Raw genomic sequence first — 12,038 nt, 5'->3', positions numbered from 1 at the left:
TGGCGCCGCTTTTCGCTACCCTTCAGACTTTGATCGGTACTGATCAGCTTGTACGCCGGGTTCCAGTCTCCCGTTTCGGCCTCCCGGGCCCCGTTCCAGTGTCGTTGCCGTACGCTTGCTTGTTGATGGAGCCGTAACGCCACACGAATCGGGCCTTCCGGACAGTCATTGCCCCGGCAATCAACGCCCTCTCGCTACCGACCGCTCATCGCTTTAGGAATGCTGCATGTCCACCCCCACAGTTCGCGAACAATTCCTTGTCATCAGTGCCCTCGGCGCCAATCCCATGGAGCTGACCAACGTCCTGTGCCGCGCCAGCCATGAAAACCGCTGTGCGGTGGTCACCTCGCGCCTGACCCGCCACGGCGAGTGCAGCGCGCTGGTGCTCGAGGTCTCCGGCAGCTGGGACGCCCTGGCCCGCCTGGAAGGCAGCCTGCCGGTGCTGGCCAAGCGTCATGCGTTCACCGTCAACGTGGTGCGCAGCGCCGCCCTGGAAAACCGCCCGCAGGCCCTGCCGTACGTGGCTTACGTGTCTTCGGCATACCGTCCGGACATCATCAACGAGCTGTGCCAGTTCTTCATGGATCACAACGTCGAGCTGGAAAACCTGACCTGCGATACCTATCAGGCACCGCAGACCGGCGGCACCATGCTCAACGCCACGTTCACCGTGACCCTGCCCGCCGGCACCCAGATCAGCTGGCTGCGTGACCAGTTCCTGGATTTCGCCGACGCCATGAACCTGGATGCACTGATCGAACCGTGGCGCCCACAGAACCCAATGTAAGGAAGCTTTCATGGCCGTTGTCATCGACCAACCGGTTACGGATTTCGAAGCACCTGCCACCAGCGGGCAGACTGTCAGCCTGTCGGCCCTCAAGGGCAAGCAAGTGGTGATCTACTTCTATCCGAAGGACAGCACCCCGGGCTGCACGACCGAAGGTCAGGGCTTTCGCGATCAGTACGCAGCGTTCAAGTCTGCCAACACGGAAATCTTCGGTATTTCCCGCGACAGCCTGAAGTCCCACGAGAACTTCAAGTGCAAGCAGGAGTTTCCGTTCGAGCTGATCAGCGACAAGGACGAAGCCGTCTGCCAGCTGTTCGACGTGATCAAGCTGAAAAAACTCTACGGCAAGGAATACCTGGGTGTTGATCGCAGCACCTTCCTGATCGACAAGAACGGCGTACTGCGTCAGGAATGGCGCGGCGTGAAAGTGCCAGGACACGTGGATGCAGTACTGGCTGCTGCTCAGGCGCTGAACAAGGCCTGATGCTGTCGGCGCCCTTGCGGGCGCCGCTTCATTTTCAAAGCAGCGGAGCTACAACTGGCTCCTTGCGCGGCCAGGCATCCAGCACAGCCTTGAACAACGTCGCCAGCGGAATCGCGAAGAACACGCCCCAGAATCCCCACAACCCGCCGAACAACAGCACCGCGCAGATGATTGCCACCGGGTGCAGGTTGACCGCCTCGGAAAACAGCAACGGCACCAGCACGTTGCCGTCCAGCGTCTGAATGATCCCGTAAACCGCCATCAAATAGATGAACTGATCGCTCCAGCCCCACTGGAACAGCGCAATCAGCAGCACCGGCACGGTCACCACCACGGCCCCGACATACGGCACCACCACCGACACGCCGACCAACAGAGCCAGCAGCGCCGCGTAGTTGAGGCCCAGTGCGACGAAAGCGATATAGGTCACGCCGCCACAGATCACGATTTCGATAACCTTGCCGCGAATGTAGTTGGCGATCTGCCGGTTCATTTCCTCGGCGACCCGGGTGATCAGTGCCCGCTCACGCGGCAAATAGCCGCGCACCCACTCACCGATCATCGCCCGGTCCTTGAGGAAGAAGAACACCAGGATCGGCACCAGCACCAGATAGATCATGATGTTCACCAGCAGCGGCAGGCTCGACAACGAGAACGTCAGCGCCCACTGGCCAAACTTGCCGATCTCGCCTCGCGCCGCTTCGATGGCTTGCAGCACCTGCTCATCGGAGACCAGATGCGGATAGCGCTCGGGCAGCAACAACAGCAGCGATTGCCACTTGGCGAGCATCCCCGGCAATTCGTTGAACAGCGTGATCAACTGATGCCAGAGCAGCGGCAGCACCACGACGATGAACACCATCAGCACGCCCATGAACAGCGCAAATACCAGACCGACCGCCGCCCCACCGGGCACGCGCAGACGTTCGAGCGTGAGCACCAGCCCCTGCATCAGATACGCCAGCACCATCCCGGCCAGCACCGGCGCAAGCATTCCGCCAAGCGTCAGCACCGCGGTGAAGGCGAGAAACAGCAAAACCGCCAGCACCACGGCTTCTTCATCGGAGAAGTAGCGCTGAATCCAGTCGCGCAACACTTTGAACATCAATTTTCCTTAGGTCATTTACGCGGTCGGTTTCAGGCTTTTTTCAGCCAGTAACGGTAGACACCCGCCTCGTCCTCTTCACGCAGCAGCGTATGACCGGCCAATTTGGCAAAGGTGCGAAAGTCGCGTTGCGAGCCAGCATCCGTGGCAATCACCTTGAGTACTGCGCCACTGGGCAGCTTGTTCAGCTCCATTTTGGCCTTGAGCAACGGCAACGGACAATTCAGGCCACTGGCGTCCAGTTCACAGTCATGGGCTACAGCGTCGGTCATGCGTCACTCCGGATCAGGTAGTCAGGCTGCCTAGAATATCTGGTCGCAAGCCCGGTGTCCGGCTACAGTAAGGTCTTTGTCGACTAAGGCTTTGTGCATGACATTTCTGCGCCCTACCCTGCTGACGCTCGCTTGCCTGCTCGCCTCACCGGGCTTCGCCGACGACCTGCCGTCACTCGGTGACGCCAGCTCTGCCATCGTCTCGCCACAACAGGAATATCAACTGGGTCGCGCCTGGCTGGCATTGCTGCGCAGCCAGGTTTCCCAGCTCAACGATCCACAACTCAAGGACTACGTCGAGTCCAGTGTCTATAAGCTGGTGGAAACCAGCCAGGTCAATGACCGACGCCTGGAATTCATCCTGATCAACAGCCCGCAGCTCAACGCCTTCGCGGCACCGGGCGGGATTGTCGGGGTCAACGGCGGCCTGTTCCTCAATGCCCAGACCGAGGGCGAATATGCCTCGGTACTGGCTCACGAACTGGCTCACTTGTCCCAACGCCACTTCGCTCGTGGCGTCGAGGCCTCGCAGCGGATGCAGGTGCCGATGATGGCGGCGCTGCTGGCCGGCATCGTGATCGCCGCTGCCGGCGCGGGCGACGCTGGCATCGCGGCGATTGCCGGCACCCAAGCGGCGGCCATCCAGGAGCAACGGCGCTTCTCGCGTCAGAACGAGCAGGAGGCCGATCGCATCGGCATCCTCAACCTGGAAAAGGCCGGCTACGATCCGCGCTCGATGCCGACCATGTTCGAGCGTTTGATGCGCCAATACCGTTTTGACGCCAAACCGCCGGAGTTCCTGCTGACTCACCCGGTCACTGAATCGCGGATCGCCGACACCCGCAACCGCGCCGAACAGGCTAAACCCGGCGGCATCGAAGACAGCAAGCGCTATCAACTGATCCGCGCGCGGGTGCAGTTGATCTACGAAGAAACGCCGGGCCTTGGTGCCAAGCGCTTTCGCGCGCAACTGGACGATAATCCGAATAACGATGTGGCCCGTTACGGATTGGCGATCGCCCAGATCAAGGGCGGTCAGCTGAACGAGGCACGAGAGAATCTCAAGCAACTGCTGGCCAAATCGCCGAACGAGATCATCTACAACCTGGCGCAGGTCGATCTGGACATCACCAACAACAAGCTGGCCGATGCCCAGTCCCGGGTTGACCGGATGCTCAGTCAGTACCCTGGCAATTACCCGCTGAATCAGGTGCGCGTCGATCTGTTGCTGAAACAGAACCGCACCGCCGATGCAGAGAAGGCGCTGGAAGGTTTGTTGAAATCGCGTCCTGACGATCCGGACGTGTGGTATCAGGTCGCAGAAACTCGCGGGCTGTCCGGCAACATCATTGGCCTGCATCAGGCGCGTGCCGAATATTTCGCCTTGGTCGGCGATTATCGTCAGGCCATCCAGCAACTGGACTTCGCCAAGCGCAAGGCCGGCAGCAACTTCCCGCTGTCGTCGCGTATCGATGCCCGCCAGCGCGAGCTGATGGAGCAGGAGCGTATGGTCAAGGACATGATGGGTTAAGCCCGCGCCGAGACAAATTCCGGACACAAAAAAACCGCCTCTTTCGAGGCGGTTTCTTTTACTTCTTCGATAACTGGATCATTCAGCCAGTTTGAAGGTGATGAAGCTGGCACGGCCCTGACGCAGAACGCGCATCGACACCGAACGGTTCTTCGGCAGCGCCTTGGCGATCTCGGCAAACTCCTTGGAAGAACCAATGGCCTGATTGTTCAGGTGCGTGATGATGTCGCCCGGTTGCAAACCGATCAGGGCCGCAGGACCGTCCTGCACTTCCTTGATTACCACACCGCCCTTCAGGTCGTAGGTTTTCTTCTGCTCGGCGCTCAATTCGGCAACCGAAACACCCAGACGATTGCTGTTGGTCTCGGCACCGGATTTCGGAAGGGCATCCAGCTCCTTGTCTTCATCAGGAATGGCGCCGACAGTCAGCTCGACATTCTTGCGCTTGCCGTCACGAATCACTTCGAGATTGGCCTTGGCGCCAGCCTTCAACGCACCCACCAGATGTGGCAGGTCAGCGGACATGACGATCGGTTGACCGTTCATGCTCAGGATCACGTCACCCACTTGCAGGCCGCCCTTGGCGGCCGGGCCGTCATCCTGAATCTGTGCAACCAGCGCACCGGCCGGCTTGTCCAGACCGAACGACTCGGCCAGATCCTTGTTCACTTCCTGGATCACGACGCCCAACCAGCCACGGCTGACCTTGCCACCGCTTTTCAGCTGGTTGGAAACGTCCATGGCCACGTCGATCGGAATGGCGAACGACACACCCATGAAGCCACCGGAACGGGTGTAGATCTGCGAGTTGATCCCGACCACTTCACCGTTCAGGTTGAACAGCGGGCCACCGGAGTTACCCGGGTTGATCGGCACGTCGGTCTGGATGAAAGGCACGTAGTTTTCATTCGGCAGGCTGCGGCCGACGGCACTGACGATGCCCTGGGTTACGGTGTGGTCAAAGCCGAATGGCGAACCGATTGCCACGACCCACTGGCCCGCCTTCAGGTCCTGGGATTTGCCAAGCTTCAGCACTGGCAGATCCTTGCCTTCGATTTTCAGCAGCGCGACGTCGGAACGTGGGTCGGTGCCGATCAGCTTGGCCTTCATTTCACTGCGATCTGCCAGACGCACGAGGATTTCGTCGGCATCGGCGATCACGTGGTTGTTGGTCAGAATGTAGCCATCCGGCGAAATGATGAAGCCCGAACCCAACGATTGCGCCTCACGCTGGCGATCACCACGCGGAGAACGCTGCTGTGGCGGCATGCCGCGTTCGAAGAACTCGCGCAGCATCGGTGGCAAGCCTTCAAGGTCAGGCATCTGCTGGTTAACTTTGCGATCCGGCAGCTTTTGCGTGGTACTGATGTTCACCACCGCAGGCGAGGCCTGTTCGACCAGTTGGGTGAAATCAGGCAGGTTGGCCGGACTGGCCGCTTCAGCCGCCTGAACTACAGGGACAGCCTGACCGAGCACCAGCACAGTGGCGAAAATGGAGAGATAAGACTTCAAGCTTGGTATCGACATACAGCTCCCGTTACGACGAGCAGGGTTAAGCGATATGGAGCAAGGAACACCGGAAACCACAGGCCGGCATTTTTGTTCCGGGAACAACAAACAAGGCCAGAGCCGAGAGGCTCTGACCTATAAAAAATTTTCGGTTGTTTTGCAAATGAAAATGCTCAGCAAACATTTCACGTCTCGACGACGAAGTGGAGATAGCTGGAATCAGCTCACTGCTTGCTGGTTGCAGCGCCATCATTGCGCATCGACAGGGCAATCCGTTCGGCGGTCCCGATTGGAATCTCGCCAACTACCGTGACCATCATTTCGCCTTGAGGCGTAGTCAAACGGCGGGATACGGCAACGGTCGGGCCCAGTTGAGTCCGGGTATCGGTGACGGTTGCGCCGTTCAGCGGCTCCAGAAAGACAGAAAATCGTGCAAGACCATCGTCATACATCAGGCTGTTGACCTGGGTCTTGGTTTCCGGATCCTTGTGCGAGGAGCTGCTGGTAAGTTCGAAGCCAGGAGGCAACCAGTCGGAACGCCATACCTGAGCGGTCTTGACCGCAGAAGCCTTGTCGCTGTCGAGGGTGACTGTCTTGCAATCGGAATTGGCTTGCAGATCTTTGTCGGATGGAATTTCAGAGGTATCCAGTCGCGTAAACTGAAATCTCTCGAGTAACTGCCCCTTGTCGTTCAACAGCAGCGACTTGAGCGGCAGACCCGTTTCCCTGTCCAGATGCAGTTCGAAACCGTAGCGGTGCTGATCACGCGGCGTCAGCGATACGATCACCGCTTCACGCCCGGCCACACGCGACTTGCCAATGACTGCAAGCTCATACCAGTTCTTCAGCTTTTGAGGATCGAGAGGGCGAGCGGCGGAATTGGGAGAATCCCCAAGCCCCGCAATCAGGGTGCCGCTGACGCATTGAGTATGTCCATCAATGCGCACGACTTCCTGAGCCGAACCGTCGAGCTGAAGCAAACGCTCGCGGACCTGGCCATTCTGGACGCGATGCCAGATGTTGTGGGTAGAAAAGCTACCGTTACGCTCGTAAACGAATGTGCCGTGAAAGCTTTGCTGCTGCTCGGCCTGGCCCAGGCGGGTCAACCAGTCCTGAGCCTCGTCGGCGTGGGCTGGAACAATGAACCAGCCGCTGAGCAGAAGCGAAAGTAGAGGTATGGCGCGCATGATCCCCCTTAACGGTTTTCCAGGCTTGCTGCACGTGCATAAGGCAGCGCGCTCTCGGTGCCTTTCAAGGCAGCCTGTTGAGCGTGTTGACGCAAGTAACCTGGCAGACGCTGATCGTGCCAGCCTGGCTGACCTTGCAATACGCCATTGGCCATTGGGCCAGTAGCTTCCGAACTCTCACTATAACCTGCCAATACCGCCGGGCCTTTGACCTGAGGAGTGGCCAACACTGGCTGATTGGATTGCTGAGCGAGTTCGACGCCGGCGATTTCGTCCTGGTTGTACAGGCGAACACCCGCCAGAACGGCAACAGTCACCGAAGCGGCTACGGCCAGACGACCGAGGCTGCGCCATGGGCCACGAGACACTTTGGCAGGAGTGGCTTCATCTTCCAGTGCAGCAGAAACCGCCGCAGCGAGATCCAGACGTGGAAGCAACAGATCCTTGTGCATGGCTGCCCGAGCGATCTGGTAACGAGCCCAGGTTTCACGGGTTTCAACATCGTCCAGTGCATTGAGCACTCGACGCAGTTCCAGTTCGTCCGCCTCGTTATCCATCACTGCGGACAGCGATTCCTGCAGGGCTTCACGACTCATGGCGTTCCTCTCTTGGCTGTCGCCGCTGTCTTTAGTTTTCCTGCAGCAACGGCTGCAGGGCTTTATCGATGGCCTCCCGGGCGCGGAAAATCCGGGAGCGCACGGTACCAACCGGACATTGCATGACGCTCGCGATGTCCTCGTAACTCAGACCATCGAATTCGCGCAAAGTTAACGCCGTGCGCAAATCCTCTGGCAATTGCTGAATGGTTCGATGGACGGTGCCTTCGATCTCATCCCGCAGCAATGCCCGCTCTGGAGACTCGAGATCTTTCAGGCCGTGATCGCCATCATAGAACTCTGCGTCCTCGGAACTTACATCGCTATCCGGCGGCCGTCGGCCGCGTGAAACCAGATAGTTCTTCGCCGTGTTGATGGCGATGCGGTACAGCCACGTATAAAACGCACTGTCGCCGCGAAAATTTCCAAGCGCTCGATACGCCTTGATAAAGGCTTCTTGTGCGACGTCCTGGGCTTCATGGGTGTCGTGCACAAAACGCACGATCAACCCGAGAATTTTGTGCTGATACTTCAGCACCAGCAGATCGAAAGCTCGCTTGTCGCCACGCTGAACGCGTTCGACCAGCTGCTGATCCTCTTCCTGGGTTAGCATGAACACTCCTCGATAAACTCGAAGGAGGCTTGCATGACCAAACGACCGGACTTGCAAACATAGACTCGGGCTTTTCGCAAAAGTTCTCCCCCTCCAAGCAAGTTTCCTGCGGGCTCTGATTTGGCACGCACGAAAAACGCAGCGCGGGATGAACCGGCTGCGCGAATAATCTTGTCATCGGCTCGCCGGCAAGAACCTAACCGCAGGTTCCGCATTGAAGCCGACACTGTCCCTTGTTTCGGGCAACTGTCTATTGATCTTGGGCCTTTGGCAAAAGTTCCAAATATTTATAGACGTGCCGCGCCGACATTGTGCAACCGTGAGCTGAAAAAGCGTGTTTCATCTGCGATACAGTCGCTTTTTCCTAAAACCGATGAAAAAAACTTCCCGACAAAGCGTCCGTATTTTTTCGTCACGGTAGTTTCACAATGCCATATCGGCCCGACTATTGTGCCGCCCAACCCCTCTATATACTAGTGGGCTGTGTGGCTGTCTCGACTCGCCCATCCGCCTGTCCTGCGCCAACCCCGACCCGGGTCGCTTTGAGCGGAATCCTGAAATGAGCCAACAGTTTCAACACGATGTTCTGGTGATTGGCAGCGGCGCTGCCGGTCTGAGTCTGGCGCTGACCCTGCCCGGTCATTTGCGCATCGCCGTACTGAGCAAAGGCGACCTCGCCAACGGCTCGACCTATTGGGCCCAGGGTGGCGTCGCGGCCGTACTGGACGACACCGACACCGTCGAATCCCATGTCGATGACACCCTGAATGCCGGCGGCGGCCTCTGCCATGAAGACGCGGTGCGTTTCACCGTGGAGCACAGTAAAGAAGCGATCCAGTGGCTGATCGATCAAGGCGTGCCGTTCACTCGCGACGATCAGTCCGGGACTGAAGACGGCGGCTTCGAATTTCACCTCACCCGCGAAGGCGGCCACAGCCATCGACGCATCATCCACGCCGCCGACGCCACAGGCGCCGCGATCTTCACAACCCTGCTGGCCCAGGCCAAAGAACGCCCGAACATCGAGTTGCTCGAACAGCGCGTAGCAGTCGATCTGATTACCGAGCGCCGGCTGGGGCTGGAGGGCGAACGTTGCCTGGGCGCCTACGTGCTCAACCGCAAAACCGGCGAAGTCGATACCTTCGGCGCACGCTTCGTGATCCTGGCGTCCGGCGGCGCCGCCAAAGTCTATCTATATACAAGCAACCCCGACGGAGCCTGCGGTGATGGCATCGCCATGGCGTGGCGTTCGGGCTGCCGGGTGGCGAACCTGGAGTTCAACCAGTTCCACCCCACCTGCCTCTATCATCCGCAAGCCAAGAGTTTCCTGGTAACCGAGGCCCTGCGCGGCGAAGGGGCTCATTTGAAGTTGCCGAACGGCGAACGCTTCATGCAGCGCTTCGACTCACGTGCAGAACTGGCGCCACGGGACATCGTCGCCCGCGCCATTGACCACGAGATGAAGCGCCTGGGTGTCGATTGTGTCTACCTCGACATCAGCCACAAACCCGAAGCCTTCATCAAATCGCACTTCCCGACCGTCTACGAGCGCTGCCTCGGATTCGGCATCGACATCACCAAACAACCGATCCCGGTCGTCCCGGCCGCGCATTACACCTGCGGCGGCGTGATGGTCGATCAACAGGGCCGCACCGATGTGCCCGGCCTGTACGCCATCGGCGAAACCAGCTTCACCGGTCTGCACGGTGCCAACCGCATGGCCAGCAACTCGCTGCTCGAATGCTTCGTCTACGCCCGCTCGGCAGCGGCGGACATTCTCGAGCAACTTCCCGATGTGGCGATTCCACACGCCCTGCCGGCCTGGGACGCCAGCCAGGTGACCGACTCCGACGAAGACGTGATCATCGCCCACAACTGGGACGAACTGCGGCGCTTCATGTGGGACTACGTGGGCATCGTGCGTACCAACAAGCGCTTGCAACGGGCTCAGCATCGGGTGCGTCTGCTGCTGGACGAAATCGACGAGTTCTACAGCAACTATAAAGTCAGTCGCGATCTGATCGAGCTGCGCAACCTGGCGCAAGTGGCGGAACTGATGATCCGTTCCGCCATGGAACGCAAGGAAAGCCGAGGCCTGCATTACACCCTCGACTACCCGAACCTGCTGCCCGAAGCGCTCGACACTATTCTGGTGCCGCCCACCTACGCCGGCTGAACTTCAGGCGAACCCGCAGGCGCCGGTGCAGATCCGCCGCCTGCGCATCCCGCGGCACGCAGATCGATCTGACTCGCCGCTCACCACGCAATCGAAAGCGCAGCACCACGATCAGCGGCAGCGCCAGGCTGTCCGGGCGCAATTGCACCGCCTGCCAGCCATCGGCCCGATTCCACAATTGCCAGCCATCGACGTCACGACGCAATCCGCAAAATGCCTTGGGATGACTCAGCAGAATCTGCCGCGGCAACACCCGCGCAGCATGGCCGAGACACGCGAAAGCCCCGAGCAACCCAGCCCAGAATGGAATCGATAACAGAAACAGAGAACCCAGCGCGAATGCCTGGGCCAACAGATACGCCGCCAGCAACTGCCGTGAGGCATGCCAGCGGCATTCGAACGTGTTACTTGGGCTGGACACGATCCAGAATCATGCGAACCATGCGTTGCAGCTCGGGATCTTCCGATTCGCTGCGCTCCATGAACCAGCCGAACATGTCCTGATCCTCGCACTCGAGCAGGCGGACATACAGCGCGCGATCCACCTCGTTCAGATTGGCGTAGACCTCTTTCACGAACGGCACCAGCAACACGTCGAGTTCCAGCATGCCGCGACGGCTGTGCCAAAAGAGGCGATTCAGTTCAACTTGTTCGACCATGGAGCCCTCCTCAAATAGGCCGCAAGTATACAGGCCCGAAGCGGCCCGAACAGTCGGCTTTGGTCGGGCACCATCGATCCTTTATGAACTACCCATTTCAACACCGCCCCCTTATGATGTGCCCCAGTCTATTTACCCTGCGATGACCCATGGCCGATTCTGCTTTTTTCTGCACCCTGTCTCATGAAGGCGTTCTCGCGGTTCGCGGCGCGGATGCCGGCAAATTCCTGCAAGGCCAGCTGACCTGCAACATCAATTATCTGAGCGAAACCCAGGCCAGCCTCGGCGCCCGCTGCACGCAGAAAGGCCGGATGCAGTCGAGTTTCCGCATCGTGCTGGAAGGCGACGGCGTGCTGCTGGCGATGGCCGGCGAGCTGCTGGAGCCGCAACTGGCGGACCTGAAAAAGTACGCAGTGTTCTCCAAATCGAAACTGACCGACGAAAGCGCCTCCTGGGTGCGCTTCGGCCTCGATGATGGCGATGCGGTCCTGAGCAGTCTGGGCCTGGAACTGCCGGCAGACACCGACAGCGTGGCCCGCCACGAAGGGCTGATCGCTATTCGCGTCTCCCCTAATCGTGCCGAACTCTGGGTGCCCGCCGATCAGGCCGACACCATCAAAGGCAAGCTGTCCGCGCAATTGACCGAAGGCGAACTCAATCAATGGCTGCTGGGCCAGATCCGTGCCGGGATCGGCCAGGTCATGCCGAGCACCCGCGAGTTGTTCATCCCGCAGATGCTCAATCTGCAAGCCGTCGGCGGTGTGAGTTTCAAGAAAGGCTGCTACACCGGCCAGGAAATCGTCGCGCGCATGCAGTACCTGGGCAAACTCAAGCGTCGCCTGTACCGCGTGCAACTGGACGCCGCTGAGTTGCCGGAGCCCGGCACCCCGCTGTTCGCCCCGAGCCACGGCAGTTCGATCGGCGAAGTGGTGCTGGCCGCCCGTACCGAAAAGAATATTGAACTGCTGGCGGTGTTGCAGGCCGAAGCTGCCGAAGCGGGCGACTTGCATCTGGGCTCGGCCGAAGGTCCGGCGCTGCACTTGCTCGACCTGCCATACGAACTGGATCGCGACCGCGAAATCCAGCGTTGATCGCAGCATTTGTTGCAACACCCTAGAG

Annotated in this window: 13 protein-coding genes; 5 read left to right on the top strand and 8 right to left on the bottom strand. The window is 59.5% G+C overall.

Features of this window, described 5'->3' with window-relative positions; translation table 11 throughout:
• Window positions 1-226 precede the first annotated feature (226 nt).
• On the top strand, window positions 227-787 hold the full coding sequence (locus tag ACM6JM_RS18745) for a glycine cleavage system protein R (protein ID WP_007958014.1): 561 nt from the start codon (window positions 227-229) through the stop codon (window positions 785-787).
• Between the two features lie 10 nt (window positions 788-797).
• Window positions 798-1,271, top strand: coding sequence for a peroxiredoxin (locus tag ACM6JM_RS18740; RefSeq protein WP_163974165.1), 474 nt, complete (start codon window positions 798-800; stop codon window positions 1,269-1,271).
• A 34-nt stretch (window positions 1,272-1,305) separates the two neighbouring features.
• Here ACM6JM_RS18740 and ACM6JM_RS18735 read toward each other — a convergent pair whose 3' ends face one another.
• Complete coding sequence (locus ACM6JM_RS18735) at window positions 1,306-2,376, bottom strand: AI-2E family transporter (RefSeq protein WP_039772670.1); 1,071 nt, start codon at window positions 2,374-2,376, stop codon at window positions 1,306-1,308.
• A 32-nt stretch (window positions 2,377-2,408) separates the two neighbouring features.
• Window positions 2,409-2,648, bottom strand: coding sequence for a sulfurtransferase TusA family protein (locus tag ACM6JM_RS18730; protein WP_007958011.1), 240 nt, complete (start codon window positions 2,646-2,648; stop codon window positions 2,409-2,411).
• A gap of 97 nt (window positions 2,649-2,745) precedes the next feature.
• Here ACM6JM_RS18730 and ACM6JM_RS18725 point away from each other — a divergent pair, with 97 nt between their 5' ends.
• On the top strand, window positions 2,746-4,179 hold the full coding sequence (locus ACM6JM_RS18725; protein ID WP_323150930.1) for a M48 family metalloprotease: 1,434 nt from the start codon (window positions 2,746-2,748) through the stop codon (window positions 4,177-4,179).
• Window positions 4,180-4,257: 78 nt separating this feature from the next.
• Here the strand turns inward: ACM6JM_RS18725 and ACM6JM_RS18720 are convergent, their stop codons facing one another.
• The 4 genes from ACM6JM_RS18720 to rpoE all read right to left on the bottom strand — a co-directional run bounded on the left by ACM6JM_RS18720 (window position 4,258) and on the right by rpoE (window position 8,084).
• On the bottom strand, window positions 4,258-5,706 hold the full coding sequence (locus ACM6JM_RS18720; RefSeq protein ID WP_163974163.1) for a DegQ family serine endoprotease: 1,449 nt from the start codon (window positions 5,704-5,706) through the stop codon (window positions 4,258-4,260).
• 206 nt (window positions 5,707-5,912) lie between these two features.
• On the bottom strand, window positions 5,913-6,875 hold the full coding sequence (locus tag ACM6JM_RS18715; RefSeq protein WP_039772677.1) for a MucB/RseB C-terminal domain-containing protein: 963 nt from the start codon (window positions 6,873-6,875) through the stop codon (window positions 5,913-5,915).
• Between the two features lie 8 nt (window positions 6,876-6,883).
• Window positions 6,884-7,471 carry a sigma-E factor negative regulatory protein gene (locus ACM6JM_RS18710; protein ID WP_039772679.1) on the bottom strand — a complete coding sequence of 196 codons (588 nt, stop codon included), beginning with the start codon at window positions 7,469-7,471 and terminating at the stop codon, window positions 6,884-6,886.
• A gap of 31 nt (window positions 7,472-7,502) precedes the next feature.
• Window positions 7,503-8,084 carry an RNA polymerase sigma factor RpoE gene (gene rpoE, locus ACM6JM_RS18705; RefSeq protein WP_003172477.1) on the bottom strand — a complete coding sequence of 194 codons (582 nt, stop codon included), beginning with the start codon at window positions 8,082-8,084 and terminating at the stop codon, window positions 7,503-7,505.
• A 559-nt stretch (window positions 8,085-8,643) separates the two neighbouring features.
• On the opposite strand from rpoE, the gene nadB reads away from it, so the two are divergent.
• Complete coding sequence (gene nadB, locus ACM6JM_RS18700; RefSeq protein ID WP_064594112.1) at window positions 8,644-10,260, top strand: L-aspartate oxidase; 1,617 nt, start codon at window positions 8,644-8,646, stop codon at window positions 10,258-10,260.
• Here the strand turns inward: nadB and ACM6JM_RS18695 are convergent.
• Both ACM6JM_RS18695 and ACM6JM_RS18690 read right to left on the bottom strand, forming a co-directional pair.
• The gene (locus ACM6JM_RS18695) at window positions 10,229-10,681 is read right to left on the bottom strand and encodes a protein YgfX (protein WP_074691089.1); all 453 of its coding nucleotides are present in this window, start codon (window positions 10,679-10,681) and stop codon (window positions 10,229-10,231) included. The two genes, nadB and ACM6JM_RS18695, sit on opposite strands and share 32 nt — an antisense overlap.
• On the bottom strand, window positions 10,665-10,919 hold the full coding sequence (locus ACM6JM_RS18690) for a succinate dehydrogenase assembly factor 2 (protein ID WP_007957989.1): 255 nt from the start codon (window positions 10,917-10,919) through the stop codon (window positions 10,665-10,667). Before ACM6JM_RS18690 ends, ACM6JM_RS18695 begins: the two co-directional genes overlap by 17 nt.
• Before the next feature lie 149 nt (window positions 10,920-11,068).
• Here ACM6JM_RS18690 and ACM6JM_RS18685 point away from each other — a divergent pair, with 149 nt between their 5' ends.
• Window positions 11,069-12,010 carry a YgfZ/GcvT domain-containing protein gene (locus tag ACM6JM_RS18685; RefSeq protein ID WP_414882325.1) on the top strand — a complete coding sequence of 314 codons (942 nt, stop codon included), beginning with the start codon at window positions 11,069-11,071 and terminating at the stop codon, window positions 12,008-12,010.
• Window positions 12,011-12,038 lie beyond the last annotated feature (28 nt).

It is taken from the genome of Pseudomonas sp. IT-P2 (genome assembly GCF_949767575.1).
GTDB lineage: Bacteria > Pseudomonadota > Gammaproteobacteria > Pseudomonadales > Pseudomonadaceae > Aquipseudomonas > Aquipseudomonas pharyngis.
This window is presented reverse-complemented; position numbering and strand designations above follow the sequence as displayed.